General features: G+C 58.6%; 16 protein-coding genes. 5 read left to right on the top strand and 11 right to left on the bottom strand.

Annotation, left to right across the window (positions count from 1 at the left end; genetic code table 11):
* Positions 1-18: 18 nt before the first annotated feature.
* Positions 19-1,740, bottom strand: coding sequence for a bifunctional isocitrate dehydrogenase kinase/phosphatase (gene aceK / locus ACIOWA_RS01570; RefSeq protein WP_401157827.1), 1,722 nt, complete (start codon positions 1,738-1,740; stop codon positions 19-21).
* Between the two features lie 227 nt (positions 1,741-1,967).
* On the opposite strand from aceK, the gene ACIOWA_RS01565 reads away from it, so the two are divergent.
* On the top strand, positions 1,968-2,876 hold the full coding sequence (locus ACIOWA_RS01565; protein ID WP_339431051.1) for a DMT family transporter: 909 nt from the start codon (positions 1,968-1,970) through the stop codon (positions 2,874-2,876).
* 58 nt (positions 2,877-2,934) lie between these two features.
* Here ACIOWA_RS01565 and ACIOWA_RS01560 read toward each other — a convergent pair whose 3' ends face one another.
* The 4 genes from ACIOWA_RS01560 to cysK all read right to left on the bottom strand — a co-directional run bounded on the left by ACIOWA_RS01560 (position 2,935) and on the right by cysK (position 6,422).
* A complete protein-coding gene (locus ACIOWA_RS01560) occupies positions 2,935-3,798 on the bottom strand; it encodes a DMT family transporter (protein ID WP_401157825.1) in 864 nt (287 codons plus the stop codon).
* Between the two features lie 93 nt (positions 3,799-3,891).
* Complete coding sequence (locus ACIOWA_RS01555; RefSeq protein WP_339431049.1) at positions 3,892-4,056, bottom strand: hypothetical protein; 165 nt, start codon at positions 4,054-4,056, stop codon at positions 3,892-3,894.
* A 268-nt stretch (positions 4,057-4,324) separates the two neighbouring features.
* The gene (locus ACIOWA_RS01550; RefSeq protein ID WP_339431048.1) at positions 4,325-5,263 is read right to left on the bottom strand and encodes an aspartyl/asparaginyl beta-hydroxylase domain-containing protein; all 939 of its coding nucleotides are present in this window, start codon (positions 5,261-5,263) and stop codon (positions 4,325-4,327) included.
* A gap of 184 nt (positions 5,264-5,447) precedes the next feature.
* The gene (cysK, locus tag ACIOWA_RS01545) at positions 5,448-6,422 is read right to left on the bottom strand and encodes a cysteine synthase A (RefSeq protein WP_339493620.1); all 975 of its coding nucleotides are present in this window, start codon (positions 6,420-6,422) and stop codon (positions 5,448-5,450) included.
* 128 nt (positions 6,423-6,550) lie between these two features.
* Here cysK and ACIOWA_RS01540 point away from each other — a divergent pair, with 128 nt between their 5' ends.
* The 3 genes from ACIOWA_RS01540 (at position 6,551) to ACIOWA_RS01530 (ending at position 9,884) form a co-directional block, all read left to right on the top strand.
* Positions 6,551-7,624, top strand: coding sequence for a DUF748 domain-containing protein (locus tag ACIOWA_RS01540; RefSeq protein ID WP_339538276.1), 1,074 nt, complete (start codon positions 6,551-6,553; stop codon positions 7,622-7,624).
* Positions 7,625-7,847: 223 nt separating this feature from the next.
* Positions 7,848-8,693 carry a MoxR family ATPase gene (locus tag ACIOWA_RS01535; RefSeq protein ID WP_007911294.1) on the top strand — a complete coding sequence of 282 codons (846 nt, stop codon included), beginning with the start codon at positions 7,848-7,850 and terminating at the stop codon, positions 8,691-8,693.
* Positions 8,694-8,705: 12 nt separating this feature from the next.
* Positions 8,706-9,884, top strand: coding sequence for a VWA domain-containing protein (locus ACIOWA_RS01530; RefSeq protein WP_339431045.1), 1,179 nt, complete (start codon positions 8,706-8,708; stop codon positions 9,882-9,884).
* A 69-nt stretch (positions 9,885-9,953) separates the two neighbouring features.
* Here ACIOWA_RS01530 and ACIOWA_RS01525 read toward each other — a convergent pair whose 3' ends face one another.
* The 5 genes from ACIOWA_RS01525 to ACIOWA_RS01505 all read right to left on the bottom strand — a co-directional run bounded on the left by ACIOWA_RS01525 (position 9,954) and on the right by ACIOWA_RS01505 (position 14,364).
* Positions 9,954-10,502: a hypothetical protein gene (locus ACIOWA_RS01525; protein ID WP_401157821.1), complete on the bottom strand. Its 549-nt coding sequence runs from the start codon at positions 10,500-10,502 to the stop codon at positions 9,954-9,956.
* 119 nt (positions 10,503-10,621) lie between these two features.
* On the bottom strand, positions 10,622-11,539 hold the full coding sequence (locus tag ACIOWA_RS01520) for a biotin-dependent carboxyltransferase family protein (protein WP_339431043.1): 918 nt from the start codon (positions 11,537-11,539) through the stop codon (positions 10,622-10,624).
* Complete coding sequence (gene pxpB, locus ACIOWA_RS01515; RefSeq protein WP_401157819.1) at positions 11,536-12,240, bottom strand: 5-oxoprolinase subunit PxpB; 705 nt, start codon at positions 12,238-12,240, stop codon at positions 11,536-11,538. The genes ACIOWA_RS01520 and pxpB overlap by 4 nt, the downstream gene beginning before the upstream one ends.
* Positions 12,237-12,989, bottom strand: coding sequence for a 5-oxoprolinase subunit PxpA (locus ACIOWA_RS01510; RefSeq protein ID WP_401157817.1), 753 nt, complete (start codon positions 12,987-12,989; stop codon positions 12,237-12,239). Before ACIOWA_RS01510 ends, pxpB begins: the two co-directional genes overlap by 4 nt.
* Before the next feature lie 76 nt (positions 12,990-13,065).
* Entirely contained in the window at positions 13,066-14,364 is a 1,299-nt protein-coding gene (locus ACIOWA_RS01505; RefSeq protein ID WP_339493625.1) for an MFS transporter, read from the bottom strand.
* A 159-nt stretch (positions 14,365-14,523) separates the two neighbouring features.
* On the opposite strand from ACIOWA_RS01505, the gene ACIOWA_RS01500 reads away from it, so the two are divergent.
* Positions 14,524-15,438, top strand: a complete 915-nt coding sequence (locus ACIOWA_RS01500; RefSeq protein ID WP_339464878.1) for a LysR family transcriptional regulator — start codon at positions 14,524-14,526, stop codon at positions 15,436-15,438.
* 41 nt (positions 15,439-15,479) lie between these two features.
* On the opposite strand, the gene ACIOWA_RS01495 is transcribed toward ACIOWA_RS01500, so the two are convergent.
* The gene (locus ACIOWA_RS01495) at positions 15,480-16,022 is read right to left on the bottom strand and encodes a DUF2937 family protein (RefSeq protein WP_339464877.1); all 543 of its coding nucleotides are present in this window, start codon (positions 16,020-16,022) and stop codon (positions 15,480-15,482) included.
* Between the last annotated feature and the right edge of the window lie 2 nt (positions 16,023-16,024).

Here is a 16,024-nt window from a genome sequence, read left to right as displayed (position 1 = left end):
TGCCGCTCGTCGCTGCTGTTATTCGTTATCCAGGCCCTTGCGCCGGTACGGGAAGACGTCGATGACCTTCCCTGCCCGAATCGCCTCCTGCAGGCTCTTCCAGTAATCGGCGTTGTACAGCTCGCCATGCAACTGATCAAACAACTTGCGTTGACCGGCATCGGCGAACAGGAACGGCGGAAACTCTTCGGGAAACACATCCAGCGGCCCGATCGAGTACCACGGCTCTGAAGCCATTTCATCCTCTGGCGTGCGCGGGGTCGGGATGTGGCGGAAGTTGGCTTCGGTCAGGAAGCAGATTTCGTCGTAGTCATAGAACACCACCCGCCCGTGACGGGTGACGCCGAAGTTCTTGAGCAGCATGTCGCCGGGAAAGATATTCGCCGCCGCCAATTGCTTGATCGCCAAGCCGTAATCCTCCAGTGCCTCACGCACCTGCGCTTCGTTGGCGTTCTCCAGGTACAGGTTGAGCGGGGTCATGCGCCGTTCAGTCCAGCAGTGGCGGATCAGCACAGTATCGCCTTCCACCGACACCGTGGACGGCGCCACTTCCAGCAATTCTTCAAGGCACGCGGGGTCGAACTTGCTCAGCGGAAAACGAAAATCGGCAAACTCCTGGGTATCGGCCATGCGCCCAACCCGGTCGACACTTTTCACCAAGCGGTATTTCTCGATGACCGTGGCGCGGTCGACGTTTTTCGACGGTGAGAAACGGTCCTTGATGATTTTGAACACGGTGTTGAAACCCGGCAGCGTGAAGACGCTCATCACCATGCCGCGCACACCCGGGGCCATGATGAACTGATCGTCGGTGCTGGCCAGGTGATTGATCAGCGCGCGATAGAACTCGGACTTGCCGTGCTTGTAGAAACCGATCGAGGTGTACAACTCGGCGATGTGCTTGCCCGGCAAAATGCGCCGCAGAAAGCCGATGAACTCCGCCGGCACCGGTACGTCGACCATGAAATACGAACGGGTGAAGGAGAAGATGATCGACACATCGGCTTCATCGGTGATCAGCGCATCGATCTGAACCCCACGACCTTCGCGGTGCAGCAGCGGAATGACCAGCGGCCACTGTTCGTCACGGGTGTAAATGCGCCCGACCAGATACGCGCCCTTGTTGCGGTACAGAACCGAAGAAAACAGTTCGACGCTTAGTTCCGGATCCTTGCAGACCCAGTCCGGCAGGTTCTCGCGCAATTGCGCTTCGAGGCGGTGCAGGTCACCGGGCAAATCGGCGTAATCCTCACCGAAACGGTAGTCGGCAAAGATACTCGCCAGCATCCCGGACAACTGACCTTGCGGCTTGTAGGTGCGTGTTTGCGCGGCGCGTGCTCGGCGCAGGCTCGGCCGGGTGGTGTGGATGAACATGCAGCCGTCGCTGATCAGGTCATGGCTGAACAGCCCGCAGAAAATCGAGTTGTACCAGGTCTCGGACAGCTCATCGTCGAAGCGCAAATCGATGACGCGGATGTAGGCGCTTTTCACCAGTGGCCAGCCATTGACGTCCATCAGTGTTTCGTCGTCGAAATGTTCACGCAGCCGGGCGATGGTTTCGCCGACCTTGTCTTCGTAGAGGTTGATCCGCGCCGCCGAGGCCGTCTGGATCTCCTGCCAGCGCGCCTGCTCGAAGCGCTCCCGGGCGCCGTCAGTGATCCGACGGAAATGCTCGCGGTAATCGTCAAAGCCATCGAGGATCATGCGGGCGATGTCGGGGGCTGGCCATTGCTGCGGCATAGATGAGACCTCTGCGTGCATTCGGAATGCCTGAGCTTAGCCACGGAACCGGCCGCAGGTGAAGTGCAATTTGTGCCAAAACCGCGTCGTGGTTGCACATGACAGGAATTATTCGTTGCCGGCGTCAACACTGGACCGGTCGAACCAAAGTTAAATGCCCCAATAGCGGTTGCCATCGTCAGGGCGCTCGGCAACACTCTCGTCCCGATAAAGGAAGGAGTGTCACCGTGAGCCCCGTCGATATTTTCCGCATGCTGTCGCTCGCTGCTATATGGGGCGCGAGCTTCCTGTTCATGCGCATCATCGCGCCAGTGGTCGGTACGGTGCCGACCGGGTTTTTGCGGGTATCGATTGCCGCTGTCGGTCTGGTGGTGATCCTGGGGTTGATGCGCGTGCGCTGGGATTTCAAAGGCAAACTGAAAACCGTGATGCTGCTGGGCGTGATCAACTCGGGCATCCCGGCCACCCTGTATTCGGTCGCGGCCCAAGTATTGCCGGCCGGCTATTCAGCGATTTTCAACGCCACCACCCCCTTGATGGGCGTGCTGATCGGCGGACTGTTCTTCAGTGAAAAACTCACCGTGGCCAAACTTGGCGGGGTATTCCTCGGACTGTTCGGCGTCGGCGTGCTGACCCGTGCCGGCCCCGTGGCGTTTGACCTGCAATTGCTGATGGGCGCCATTGCCTGCCTGCTCGCGACCACGTGTTACGGTTTTGCAGGATTTCTCGCGCGACGCTGGCTGGATCAGGCAGGTGGACTGGACAGTCGCCTCTCGGCCCTGGGCAGCATGCTCGGCGCGACGCTGTTCCTGCTGCCACTGTTCGGCTACAGCGTGATCACCGCACCACCGGCAAATTGGGGCGGCTGGAGCGTGTGGCTGTCGCTGCTGGGCCTGGGCCTGGGCTGCACCGCATTTGCCTACATCATTTACTTCCGTCTGCTGAGTTCCATCGGCCCGGTCAAGTCGATGACCGTGACCTTCATGATCCCGCCGTTCGGCGTGTTGTGGGGCGCTTTGTTTCTCGATGAGCCGCTGTCGATGGCGCACATCTATGGCGGGGTTTTGATTGCACTGGCGTTGTGGTTGGTGCTAAAGCCGGCGGTGGTCAAATCTGCCCGAGCCGCCGCGCAGTAATTCAGCAGATGCAAAAAGGCCCGGGCATCATCTCCCGGGCCTTTTTTTACGCAAGGTTTTATGCGGTTTTACGGAACACAAACGCCAGGCCAACGATGATCAACAGCATCCCCAGCACACTCAGCACGGCCAGGCGATTGCCGAAGATCAAATAATCCATCACCGCCGTCACTGCCGGTACCAGGTAGAACAAACTGGTGACATTCACCAGATTGCCCCGGGCGATCAGGCGATACAGCAACAGTGTCGCCAGCACCGACACCACCAGACCCATCCACAACACCGGCACGATAAAACCTGCACTGTGTTCAAAATGAAACGGCTGGAACGGCACGAAAACCCCACACAACAACAGCCCGGCCAGGTACTGCACCGGCAATGTGCCCAGGGGGTTGTCGGTGATGCGTTTCTGCATGATCGAACCCAGGGTCATGCTCGCCAGCGCCAGCAGGCCAAACAGCATTCCCGCCCAGGACATCCCGGCCAAACCCATCCCCTGATAAACCACCATGATCAGACCGGCCAACCCCAGCGCCAGACCGAACAGCCGGCTTGCCGAGCGCTGCCGCTCCATCAAGACAACGGTGAGAATCGGCTGCACGCCCATGATGGTTGCCATCACGCCCGGGGTTACTTTGGTGTTCAAGGCCAGCAGATAGAAGATCTGATAAGCCCCCAGCAACACCACGCCTGTGGCAATCGCAAACAGCATCGGCTTGCCGCCCTTGGGCCGTTTCAGCTTGAGCAACGGAATCAGCAGCACCAACCCGCCCAAAGCAATGGCAAAGCGAATCAGCAGGAACGCAAACGGTGAAGCGTGGGCCAGGCCCCATTTGGAGAAGATCGCGCCGCTGCTCCACAGCAACACGAACAGGCTCGTGGACATCGCCGCAAGCGCGGTTTTTTTCGACAGGACAAACATGAATACCACCTGTAGTCAGGCAAATAGCCAACTCAGCCGAGGCTGAAATTCAGTAGTTTTCTGGCGGGCGCAAGGGTCAGCAGAGAATGCTGATCAGCCCGAAACGCCAACGCCCGGCGGTGCTACGACTGCGCACACCGGCGTGCTACTGACAGGTGGAGGGTAATGACTGATCTGCTTGGTCTGCTGATTCCCGCACGGCACGACGCCAGCGTTGAGCGCTGAATCGACTACCGCGTTGATGAGGGATGCAGGCATTTGGGCAGATCTTTGTTTGAGGGTGGCTGGGTGAGTCGTTGGGCTCACGATGGCCGACTATAACCAGCGCGGGACATGGATTGCAATGATTTTGGCTGCGTGTCGGTAGCGACAGATTCAAGGGCATTGCTTCGGCCAGACATGGCTCGCAAGCCATATCGACGAGTATCGAAGACGAACCAAGCCTCCTTGCCGACTGTCCTGTTTGCCTGTATTCCGAGATAAAAAAACCGCTCACAAGGAGCGGTTCTTCGTTTCGGGTTCGGCCTCAACCAAACAGCCAATACCCGAGTAACGTCAACACCACCACCGCCAGGATCGGGCGCATCACGCGGTAGGCTTTCGGATTGCGGCGCTTCCACTGCTTGACCACACCGCTGAACCTGTCGCTGAAGTTCTTGCTCCAGGCGTAAGCCTGGTTGATGCCGCCAACGCGTTCGTCGTCGAGGTTCTGCGGCGCAGTCGCGCGGCCCAGCCAGCCACTGATAAAGCGGTTGATGCGGGTCATCAGGCGATTGCTCAACGGTCGCTCGATGTCGCAGAACAGGATCACGCGGGTCTTGTCGGTTTCGTTCTTGACCCAGTGCACGTAGGTCTCGTCGAACATCACGTCTTCACCGTCACGCCATGCGTAGACCTGACCGTCGACGAAAATCCGGCAATCGTCGGAGTTCGGTGTCGACAAGCCAAGGTGATAACGCAGCGAACCGGCAAACGGGTCGCGGTGCGGGTTCAAATGGCTGCCGCCCGGCAGCAGCGCAAACATGGCGCCTTTGACGTTGGGGATGGCACTGACCAGCGCCACGGTTTTCGGGCACAGGGTTTCGGCAGATGGCAGCGGTTTGTCGTACCACTTGAGGTAGAAACGCTTCCAGCCCTTCTTGAAGAACGAGCCAAAACCGGCGTCGTTGTTCTTCTCGGCAGCGCGAATGTAGCCCTCGTCAAACAGGTGCATGGCCTCGTCGCGGATGGTTTCCCAGTTATCGCGCAGCACATCCAGTTCCGGGAATTTGCTGCGATCCAGATAGGGCTTGGACGGCACGCCGGAGAACAGGTACATCAGGGCGTTATACGGGGCGAACAGCGCCGAGTGGTTGACGAACTGACGCAGTACCGGCAAACGCGCCTTGCCGCGCAAATGCACATAGAGCGTACTGCCCACAAACAGCAGCAACACCAAAGCCTTGGCGGTAAACGAAAAGGTCATCAACAACTCCCAGGAAAAAGACAACGCTACGCCATGCCACGTACCCGGCATGGCAGCCGGCCATGATAAACACTACTGGCCAAGGGAAAAACCCATCCAACCCAAGATTCAGTGTCAAGCCTTGCGCAACAAAGCACTCAATAACATAACGCCCCTGAATCCTGGCTGATCTGAATCAATCCGCTTACTGCTGGTTCTCCTGCTCAGTGAACAGATCACTGAACAGCATGCTCGACAGATAACGCTCACCCGAGTCCGGCAAAATCACCACGATGGTCTTGCCCTGCATCTCGGGGGTCTCGGCCAATCGCACGGCCACGGCCATCGCCGCACCGCAGGAAATGCCGCACAGGATGCCTTCTTCCTGCATCAGACGCAGCGCCATGGCTTTCGACGCTTCGTCGGTGACTTGCTCGACCCGGTCAACCATCGTCAAATCGAGGTTTTTCGGCACGAACCCGGCACCGATACCCTGAATCTTGTGCGGGCTCGGCTTGATCTCTTCGCCAGCCAGCGCCTGGGTGATCACCGGCGATGCCATAGGCTCCACGGCCACCGATAGAATCGGTTTGCGTTGGGTATTCTTGATATACCGCGAAACACCGGTGATGGTTCCGCCGGTACCGACCCCGGCCACCAGCACATCGACCGCACCGTCGGTGTCATTCCAGATTTCCGGCCCCGTGGTTTTTTCGTGGATAGCCGGGTTGGCCGGGTTATCGAACTGCGCCGGCATGAAGTATTTGCCGCAATCACTGGCAACAATTTCTGCCGCTTTTTCAATGGCGCCTTTCATGCCCTTGGCGGGCTCGGTCAACACCAGTTCGGCGCCAAGGGCCTTGAGGACTTTGCGACGCTCAATGCTCATCGATGCCGGCATGGTCAGCATCAATTTGTAACCACGAGCGGCCGCCACGAAGGCCAGGCCAATGCCCGTATTACCCGAAGTCGGCTCGACGATGGTCATGCCCGGCTTGAGTTTGCCGCTGCTTTCGGCGTCCCAGATCATGTTGGCACCGATCCGGCACTTGACCGAATAACCGGGGTTGCGCCCCTCGATCTTGGCCAGGATGGTCACCCCACGCGGCGCAATGCGATTGATCTGCACCAGCGGCGTGTTGCCAATGGAATGGGCGTTGTCAGCGTAAATACGGCTCATGGCTGGGTCCTTATGCAGCATTGAATTCAGCGCTCAAAGGTATGCCTGTTACCCATCACAGTCCAGTCGGGTCGAACGTCTGCGGCGCATGACAGTCCATCGCTTTATATCGTTTAGGAAATGTCGCCATGAAGCGTCGTTATAGCTGGCCGTTATGGACTCTCGCCACGATTGTCGTGCTGCTGATCGCACTGCACATCGCCCTGCCCTACCTGGTGCGTGACTACCTGAACGGCAAACTGGCGGACATGGGCGACTATCGCGGCCAGATCACCGATGTGGATCTGGCACTGTGGCGTGGCGCTTACAAAATCAACGGCCTGAAGATCGTCAAGGTCGACGGCAAGGTGCCAGTCCCGTTCGTCAATGCACCGCTGATCGATCTTTCCGTGAGTTGGCACTCGCTGTGGTACGACCATGCCGTGGTGGCCGAGGTGCAATTCATCAAACCCGAAGTGAACTTCGTCGATGGAGGCAATAAACAGGACTCCCAGACCGGTAAAGGCACCGACTGGCGTGAGCAACTGGGCAAACTCCTGCCGATTACGCTTAACGAAGTGCGGATCAGCGACGGGCGGATCAATTTCCGCAACTTCAATTCCAAACCACCGGTGAACATGAATGCGACAAATGTCGATGCCAGCCTCTACAACCTGACAAACGTGGTCGACACCGCAGGTAAACGCAACGCACGCTTCGAGGGCAAAGCGCTGTTGTTAGGCCACGCGCCTCTGGAAACCACCGCGACCTTCGATCCACTGAGCAACTTCGAAGACTTTGAGTTCCGCCTGCGCGCCCGTGATATCGAACTCAAGCGCATGAACGACTTTGCCTCGGCCTATGGCAAGTTCGACTTCAACGCCGGCCATGGTGATGTGGTGATTGAGGCCAAAGCCGAAAACGCCAAACTTACCGGTTACATCAAGCCGCTGCTGCGCGATGTCGAAGTGTTCAACTGGCAGCAGGACGTGGAAAACAAGAACAAAAGTATCTTTCGTTCGGTCTGGGAGGCACTGGTCGGCGGCACTGAAACCGTGCTTAAAAACCAGGGCAAGAATCAGTTCGCCACCAAAGTCGAACTCAGCGGTAACGTCCATCAGCAAGATATCAACGCGTTCGAAGCGTTCTTGCAGATTTTACGCAATGGATTCATCCAGGCGTTCAACGCGCGGTATGAGCGACCCAAGCCGGATGCGGGTTAGTGTGTTTGGGGCAGCTTCGCAGCCATCGGGGACCAATCCCCTCGCCACAGGGGTGTTTGTCTGGCCCGAGACCAAAACCCAGTCAGCATGTGACGCTCCATTCAGAGACTGAATAACCCGTCTGCGTTCACAGTCGACCGGGGCGCGCGTTATAGTCGGGCATCCGATTATTTCGCCCCCGCCCTGCCCGTTCAGGTCGGCGTTACCGTTCGAGGATTAGCAGATGAAGTTCGAAGGCACCCAGGCCTACGTCGCCACCGATGACCTGAAGCTGGCGGTCAACGCCGCCATCACCCTGGAGCGGCCGCTGCTGGTCAAGGGTGAGCCGGGCACCGGCAAGACCATGCTCGCCGAGCAACTGGCCGAGTCGTTCGGCGCCAAGTTGATCACCTGGCACATCAAGTCCACCACCAAGGCCCATCAGGGCCTCTACGAGTACGACGCGGTCAGCCGTCTGCGCGACTCGCAACTGGGCAACGAAAAAGTCCACGATGTTCGCAACTACCTGAAGAAAGGCAAACTCTGGGAGGCATTCGAGTCCGAAGAGCGGGTCATTCTGTTGATCGACGAAATCGACAAGGCCGACATCGAGTTCCCCAACGACTTGCTGCAAGAACTCGACAAGATGGAGTTCTACGTTTACGAGATCGACGAAACCATCAAGGCCAAAAAACGCCCGATCATCATCATTACCTCCAACAACGAGAAAGAACTGCCGGACGCCTTCCTGCGCCGCTGCTTCTTCCACTACATCGCCTTCCCCGACCGCACCACCCTGCAGAAAATCGTCGACGTGCATTATCCGGACATCAAGAAGGATCTGGTCAGCGAAGCGCTGGACGTGTTCTTCGACGTGCGCAAGGTTCCGGGCCTGAAGAAGAAGCCGTCGACCTCGGAACTGGTCGACTGGCTGAAGTTGTTGATGGCCGACAACATCGGTGAAGCGGTACTGCGCGAACGCGATCCGACCAAAGCGATTCCGCCGCTGGCCGGTGCGTTGGTGAAGAACGAACAGGACGTGCAATTGCTTGAGCGTCTGGCGTTCATGAGCCGTCGCGGCACCCGCTAAGAGGCTGATGCCATGCTGCTCAACCTGTTCAATGAAATGCGTGCAGCCAAAGTGCCGGTATCGGTGCGCGAACTGCTCGATCTGATCAACGCGCTGAAACAGCGCGTGACCTTCGCCGACATGGACGAGTTCTATTACTTGTCCCGGGCGATTCTGGTGAAGGACGAACGGCATTTCGACAAGTTCGACCGTGCGTTCGGCGCCTACTTCAATGGCCTGGAAAAACTCGACGATCACTTGCAGGCGCTGATTCCCGAAGATTGGCTGCGCAAGGAGTTCGAACGTTCGCTGAGCGACGAAGAGCGCGCGCAGATTCAGTCACTTGGCGGCCTGGACAAGCTGATCGAAGAGTTCAAAAAGCGCCTGGAAGAACAGAAGGAGCGCCATGCCGGCGGTAACAAATGGATCGGCACCGGCGGCACCAGCCCGTTTGGCTCCGGCGGCTTCAACCCGGAAGGCATTCGCGTTGGCGATGCCGGCAAACGCCAGGGCAAAGCGGTAAAGGTCTGGGATCAGCGCGAGTACAAGAACCTCGACGATTCCGTGGAGCTGGGCACGCGCAACATCAAGGTCGCCCTGCGCCGCCTGCGTAAATTCGCCCGTCAGGGTGCGGCGGAAGAGCTGGACATCGACGGCACCATCGATCACACCGCCAAGGACGCCGGCCTGCTGAACATCCAGATGCGCCCGGAACGGCGCAACACCGTGAAACTGTTGCTGCTGTTCGACATCGGCGGCTCGATGGATGCCCATGTGAAAACCTGCGAGGAGCTGTTCTCGGCCTGCAAGACCGAGTTCAAACATCTTGAGTACTTCTATTTCCACAACTTCATTTATGAATCGGTGTGGAAAAACAACATGCGCCGCACGTCCGAGCGTTTCGCCACTCAGGACCTGCTGCACAAGTACGGCGCCGACTACAAAGTGATCTTCATCGGCGACGCGGCCATGGCGCCTTATGAAATCACCCAGGCCGGCGGCAGCGTCGAGCACTGGAACGAAGAGCCGGGTTATCTGTGGATGCAGCGCTTCATGGAGAAGTACAAGAAACTCATCTGGATCAACCCGTACCCGAAAGATACGTGGGGCTATACCTCGTCGACCAACATAGTGCGCGACTTGATCGAAGATCAGATGTATCCGCTGACGTTGCGCGGCCTGGAAGAAGGCATGCGGTTTCTGTCCAAGTAAAAATACTCGATGCCCTGAAAGGCAACAGCCTCAACACTGTCGCCTTTCAGGGCATTTGGCGAAGACTCTTTACCAGTTCAACGCGATATAGGCTTTGCATAGCCTGTTCATAAATCGAGTGTCTTGTACCTCTGGGAGTACAGCACCCGGTTTTTTCTTGCTGCGCCTTTTTTTGCCCGGCGTAATGGCTTCGGTCCCGCGAATTTCCAACTCTGCACTCCTCGCCCTCGCAGCATCGGTTTGCGGACTGAGGAACACTTCGTTGTTGACTTGACCGTCTTCTGTCAAAAAGCGGAACTTCACCTTTGTTGCGATACCGTCCGTGGCGTGCCCCTCGGCAATAAGCTCCATGGATTTGCCGTTCTGATCGCCGCGATGGTTCCAGTCAAACATACGCTTTATATCGAGGCTGGCACTCGACATGAATCGTTCGATTCGACCCACCAGTTCTTCGCAATGGATGCTGTCAGCACTGAGCCTCTGCACATTGCCAAAGCGATCTATCTTCACCTCATAAACAGCGTCAACTTCGGCGCGATCATAAAAACCGACAATACGGCTTCCGACACTGACGCCACCTTCGGCACCCTCCTGAGCAACGACTTTCATATAACGCATCTGTAACTTCCTTGTTTGAGATAAGGCTAAATAGTTCCACACGCTCCAGGGAAGTGCTGTAGGGCAATGTACTTAGAAAGAAAGGAAGCATCTCGCAACTCAGTCTGAAACAGCCAATTTCACAAGTAGGACTTCAGATAGTCGATGTGTTTTTTCCAGCCATTTTCTTGCATCACAGGCCGCAATCTCACCTTCGCCCCCGGCAGACACTGCGCCAGGCTCGCCAACGCCAAGGGCGTCAACGCTCCCAACCGGGGATAGCCACCGATGGTCTGTCGATCATTGAGCAACACGATGGGCTGCCCGTCGGGCGGCACCTGCACCGCGCCAAGAGGAATGCCCTCGGAAATCATCGGCAAGCCCTGATACTGCAACGCCGTGCCCAGCAAACGAATGCCCATGCGATCGGCGCGACTGTCCAGTGTCCAGTCACTGTTGAACACATCAAACAGACTCTGCCCGCTGAATTGACCGATCTGCGCACCCAGCACCAGATCAAGCGGCGCATTCAGCCGCAGATCCGGTCGATGCTCCAGTGGCACCTCCCGAACCAGAAAGGTTTGCCCCTGATAGCTCAGCGTCGCCCCTTTGGCCAGAGGCAGGCCCATGCCATCAAGACCGCCAAGTCCCTCGCGCACAACCGTGCAATGGCTGCCAAGAACCCTGGGCGCATCAAATCCACCGGGGGCCGCCAGATAAGCCCGAGCCCCGAGCAGCGGCCGGGTGAACTGCAACGTCTGTCCTTTGTGCAATTTGAAACTGCGCCACGGCGCCAACGACTGGCCATCGATGTTCGCGCCCAGATCAGCCCCCGCCAGCGCCAGCAGGCAATCTTCTGCTGCCTGCACGGTAAATCCGCCGAGGGTAATTTCGATCACCGGCATGTCCAGATCATTGCCCAGCAGCCAATTGGCCCAGTTCATCGAGCGCCAGTCCGTCGCGCCGCCCTGAGTGACGCCCAGATGTCGCACGCCAAAACGCCCAGCGTCCTGCAACAGACATAACGGCGTACTGGCTTCAATCGTCAGTCGGCTCATGCCAGTGCCTCCTGCGGGGTGTCATCACCACCCAGACGGATGAACTCGGCATGGCTCACCGCTTCGAAACGCACGGTGTCACCGGGCTGCATCAGGCTGTACCCGTCGCGATGACGGTCGAACAGTGTCGCCGGGGTGCGGCCGATCAGGTTCCAGCCGCCGGGGGACACCACCGGATACGCGGCCGTCTGGCGCTCGGCGATGCCGACGCTGCCGGCGGCGACTTTCTTGCGCGGGGTGTTCAGGCGTGGTGCGGCCAGAATGTCTTCGACCAGGCCCATGAAGGCAAACCCCGGTGCAAACCCAAGGGCGAACACCTGGTATTCCCGGGCACTGTGACGACGGATCACCTCCTCCACCGCCAGCCCGCTTCGCTCAGCGAGCAAGCTCAGTTCCGGCCCGACGCTCAAGTCGTACCAGACCGGCAGCACATGGCTCTGGCCGTCGGTTCGCACATTCGGCGAGAGGTCGATCAACGCCTCGGCAATCAATGCCCGAGCCTGAGTAGGACTCAGGGCCAGCAGATCGTAATGCACCATCAGCGTGGTGTAGGACGGCACCAGATCGATCAGTTGCGGGCCGAACCCCGCACGCAAGCGCTCACTGGCGGCGAGCATCCACGGCATGTTGGCCTCGGCGATGTCATCGAACAGGCGCAGCATCAGACAATCCAGCGCCACGACTTCAATCCTTGGGTTCATGACGCGCTCTGCTGGTTCAAGGCCTCGCGGATGCGTTGCACGGCAGCCACCGAGCTGGCGTTATCGCCATGCACACACAGGGTGTTGGCGTGCAGGTACAACGCGCTACCGTCGCTCGCAGTGAGGGGGCCCCCGCTGGCAATGGTCAGGGCTTGTTCAATGATTGTGTGCGCAGCGTGATGCACCGCACCCGGCAATTGCCGCGAGACCAGTTTGCCGGCGCTGTCGTAGGCGCGGTCGGCGAAGGCTTCGAACCACAGGGTCACGCCGTATTCGTCCCCGAGCTGCTGCGCTGCCGAGTTGTCACGGGTGGCCATCAACATCAATGGCAACGTCGGGTCGTAAGCGGCAACCGCCTGAATCACTGCGCGCAACTGTGCCGGGTTGGCCATCATGTCGTTGTACATCGCGCCGTGCGGTTTGACGTAACTGACCCGACCGCCCTGCGCCCTGCAAATGCCGTCGAGGGCGCCGATCTGGTAATGCAGGATGTCTTGCAGTTCCTGAGCGGAATACACCATGGAGCGCCGGCCGAACCCGACCAGATCCTGATAAGCCGGATGTGCGCCGATCTGCACGCCGTGGCTCAGGGCCAGACTAACGGTTTTGCGCATGATGCTCGGGTCGCCGGCATGAAAGCCGCAGGCCACGTTGGCGCAGTCGATGAAGGGCATGACCTCGGCGTCCAGACCCATGGTCCAGTTGCCGAAACTCTCGCCAATGTCGCAATTCAATAGCAGGCGGCTCACGGTGAACACTCCTGTAGCTTCTTGTCTTTTTATCCGTAGGACATTTGCCGATTGGGCTGTCCCCGCAGGTTATCAGTTACTGCGCATCGAGTTGCTTGCCGCGAGTCTCCGGCAAGCTCAATGCAGCAAGAATCACCACGCCGTAGGACACTGCAGCGAAGGCACCGATGCCCATGCTCAATGGCACTTTCTGGCTGAGCAGACCGATCAGCAATGGAAACAATGCCGCCAGCGCCCGGCCGATGTTGTAGCAAAAGCCCTGGCCGGAACCGCGAATCCGCGTTGGAAACAGCTCAGTGAGAAACGCGCCCATGCCGCTGAAAATCCCCGAGGCAAAGAAGCCCAGCGGGAAGCCCAGCCACAGCATCACACCATTGCTCACCGGCATCTGCGTATAGAGCAGAACGATGGTGAAAGAGCCGACGGCGAACAGAACGAAGTTCTTTTTACGGCCCAACAGGTCGGTCAGATAGGCGCTGATCACGTAACCGACATACGAGCCGACGATCACCATCGCCAGATAACCACCGGTGCCGAGCACGCTTAAACCGCGTTCATTTTTGAGAAAGGTCGGCAACCAGGACGTGATCGCGTAGTACCCACCCAGCGCACCGGTGGTCAGCAGTGAGGCGCGAATCGTGGTGAACAGCATGCCTGGCGCGAAAATCTCGTAGAACTTCGCCGGGTTTTCCGGGGTTTGTGCAGCCTTGGCCTGGCGATAGATCTCCGGATCCTTGACCAAGCGCCGAACGAAGATCACAAAAATCGCCGGGACGATGCCGAGGATGAACAGCGCCCGCCAGGCGTCTTCCGGTGGCAGTAGCGAAAACAGCAGCGCATACAGAATCGCCGTCAGCCCCCACCCCAATGCCCAACCGGATTGCACCATGCCCACTGCTTTGCCGCGATCCTTGGCGCGGATCACCTCGCCGATCAACACGGCACCGGCGGTCCACTCGCCACCGAATCCAAAACCCATCAGGGTGCGGGCAATGAGCAATTGCTCGTAGTTCTGAGCGAAGCCGCAGAGGAAGGTAAAGAAGGCGAACCACAGCACCGTCAGTTGCAACGTGCGCACGCGCCCGATGCGGTCGGAAAGAATCCCGGCGACCCAACCGCCGATGGCCGAGGCGATCAGCGTGCTGGTGTGAATCAGCCCGGCTTCGCCGGTGGTGATGCCCCACATCGCAATCAGCGTCGGCACGACAAAGCTGAGCATCTGCGTGTCCATGCCGTCCAGACCGTAGCCGATCTTGCAGCTCCAGAACGTGCGACGCTCCTGTTTGTTGATGTTGCGATACCAGTCGAACGGGCCCGGACGCGCCGTTGCCGTGGGTGTATCGAGTGTGTCGGGAAGGGTATCGGGAGCACTCATGGCCAATCTCCGCAGGTTTTTTATTGGTCTTGTTCGAAGCCCCGACGACGCCTATCGTGGGAACCGGATGCGCCGATTTTTCGTCCCATGGCCCTGCTGCGTCCAACGAATAAAAACCCGCCTTAGGCATAAGAAAAATTTGTCACCCGAGCCTTGCCCATGAACCTGAAGTTTCTCGAGACCTTTGTCTGGGTCGCCCGACTGAAGAGTTTTCGCCTGACCGCCGACAAGCTTTTCACCACTCAGGCGTCGATTTCCAGCCGCATTGCGGTGCTTGAAAACGAGTTGGGGGCGAAGCTGTTTCTGCGCGATTCACGCGGGGTCAGCCTGACGCCCGAAGGCCTGAAAGTGCTCGAATATGCCGAGCAGATGCTCGACACCATGAGCGCGCTCAAGCAATCGATCGAAACCCGTTCGAGCCAGGTCGGCCGGGTGCGCATTGGCGTGATGGACACGGTCATCCACACATGGCTCAGCCCCCTGGTGGCGCACATGACCGACCTGTATCCACGGGTGGAAATCGAGCTGGTGGCCGATACGTCGCTCAACCTCTGCGATCAGCTGCAAAAAGGCTTTCTCGATCTGATCCTGCAAACCGACCTGGTGCGTCATGAAAGCGTGCGCAGTCTGGAGCTGGCCAGCCATCCGCTGGGCTGGATCGTGGCGAGCCATTCGATCTACAACCGCGACTTCTCAAGCCTTGCGGATCTGGCCCAGGAACGGATCATCACCTACTCGAAAAACTCCCGGCCACATCAGGACGTTCTGGCGTTGATGCAGGCCAACGGCGTGCTGACACCACGCCTGAATTGCGTGAATTCGGTGTCGGCGATCACGCGTTTGTTGCGCGATGGATTCGGCATTGGCGCGCTGCCGCCGGTGTTGGTGGCCGAAGAATTGATGCGGGGGGAATTGACCTTGCTCGCCATCGACCAACGGCCATCGAACTTGCAGGTGGTGGTGTCGTGGCGGGTGGGCGTGGATTGGGTCGAGGAGATTGTGTCGTTGTGTCAGCAGGTGCTGGCAGGGTATGCGCGCGAGATGGGCGAGCGCTACATCACATTGACTGACTGAGCAGCGAGGGGATTTATCCCCTCGCCACAGCGACTGAACCCTTACAACCCGCGCACATCGCGGTCTTCGATAGGCCGGCTCTGGCGCAGGCGCTTGCCACCGAGCACCACCCAGTCGATCAGACGGAACAGGCATTCAATGCCGAACGACAACAGCAACGCCCCGCTCATGCCCCAGATCATCGCTTGCGGGGTCAGCAGAATCTGATAGCTGTAGCCGTTCCAGGTTTCCTTGCGAATATCCGGATCGGCAGCCAGCACCACTTGCAGGAAGCGGATGTACCAAGGCCCCTGCATCGCCTGGAACTGTTTATCCAGCGCCAGTTGACGATTGAGCAACGTGCTCAGGCTGTCGGCATCGCTGCGAAACACCGGGTCGTCACTGGCGCGGTAATGAGCGACCAGCGCCTGCAAGTCGCCCTTGAAGAATTGCTCGGCCGTGCCCTGGAAACCGCGCAGGCCGGTCTGCGCCTCGATCAGATGCGCCTCGACCCGTTTCGCGTAATCGTTGATGAACCCAGGCACCTGGACACCAATCAACAGGCCCGCCGCAAACAACACCAGCCGTAGATAACTGAGCAACATGG

The organism is Pseudomonas sp. NPDC087614 (assembly GCF_044743485.1).
GTDB classification, from domain to species: domain Bacteria; phylum Pseudomonadota; class Gammaproteobacteria; order Pseudomonadales; family Pseudomonadaceae; genus Aquipseudomonas; species Aquipseudomonas baetica_A.
This window is presented reverse-complemented; position numbering and strand designations above follow the sequence as displayed.

What these genes read in the sequence shown, in the direction of transcription:
- ACIOWA_RS01525 (WP_401157821.1), bottom strand. Translation starts at nt 10,502, where the DNA reads ATGCGTTATATGAAAGTCGTTGCTCAGGAGGGTGCCGAAGGTGGCGTC.
- ACIOWA_RS01555 (WP_339431049.1), bottom strand. Translation starts at nt 4,056, where the DNA reads ATGCCTGCATCCCTCATCAACGCGGTAGTCGATTCAGCGCTCAACGCT.
- cysK (WP_339493620.1), bottom strand. Translation starts at nt 6,422, where the DNA reads ATGAGCCGTATTTACGCTGACAACGCCCATTCCATTGGCAACACGCCG.
- ACIOWA_RS01550 (WP_339431048.1), bottom strand. Translation starts at nt 5,263, where the DNA reads ATGACCTTTTCGTTTACCGCCAAGGCTTTGGTGTTGCTGCTGTTTGTG.
- aceK (WP_401157827.1), bottom strand. Translation starts at nt 1,740, where the DNA reads ATGCCGCAGCAATGGCCAGCCCCCGACATCGCCCGCATGATCCTCGAT.
- ACIOWA_RS01535 (WP_007911294.1), top strand. Translation starts at nt 7,848, where the DNA reads ATGAAGTTCGAAGGCACCCAGGCCTACGTCGCCACCGATGACCTGAAG.
- ACIOWA_RS01530 (WP_339431045.1), top strand. Translation starts at nt 8,706, where the DNA reads ATGCTGCTCAACCTGTTCAATGAAATGCGTGCAGCCAAAGTGCCGGTA.
- ACIOWA_RS01560 (WP_401157825.1), bottom strand. Translation starts at nt 3,798, where the DNA reads ATGTTTGTCCTGTCGAAAAAAACCGCGCTTGCGGCGATGTCCACGAGC.
- ACIOWA_RS01495 (WP_339464877.1), bottom strand. Translation starts at nt 16,022, where the DNA reads ATGTTGCTCAGTTATCTACGGCTGGTGTTGTTTGCGGCGGGCCTGTTG.
- ACIOWA_RS01540 (WP_339538276.1), top strand. Translation starts at nt 6,551, where the DNA reads ATGAAGCGTCGTTATAGCTGGCCGTTATGGACTCTCGCCACGATTGTC.
- pxpB (WP_401157819.1), bottom strand. Translation starts at nt 12,240, where the DNA reads ATGAACCCAAGGATTGAAGTCGTGGCGCTGGATTGTCTGATGCTGCGC.
- ACIOWA_RS01500 (WP_339464878.1), top strand. Translation starts at nt 14,524, where the DNA reads ATGAACCTGAAGTTTCTCGAGACCTTTGTCTGGGTCGCCCGACTGAAG.
- ACIOWA_RS01505 (WP_339493625.1), bottom strand. Translation starts at nt 14,364, where the DNA reads ATGAGTGCTCCCGATACCCTTCCCGACACACTCGATACACCCACGGCA.
- ACIOWA_RS01520 (WP_339431043.1), bottom strand. Translation starts at nt 11,539, where the DNA reads ATGAGCCGACTGACGATTGAAGCCAGTACGCCGTTATGTCTGTTGCAG.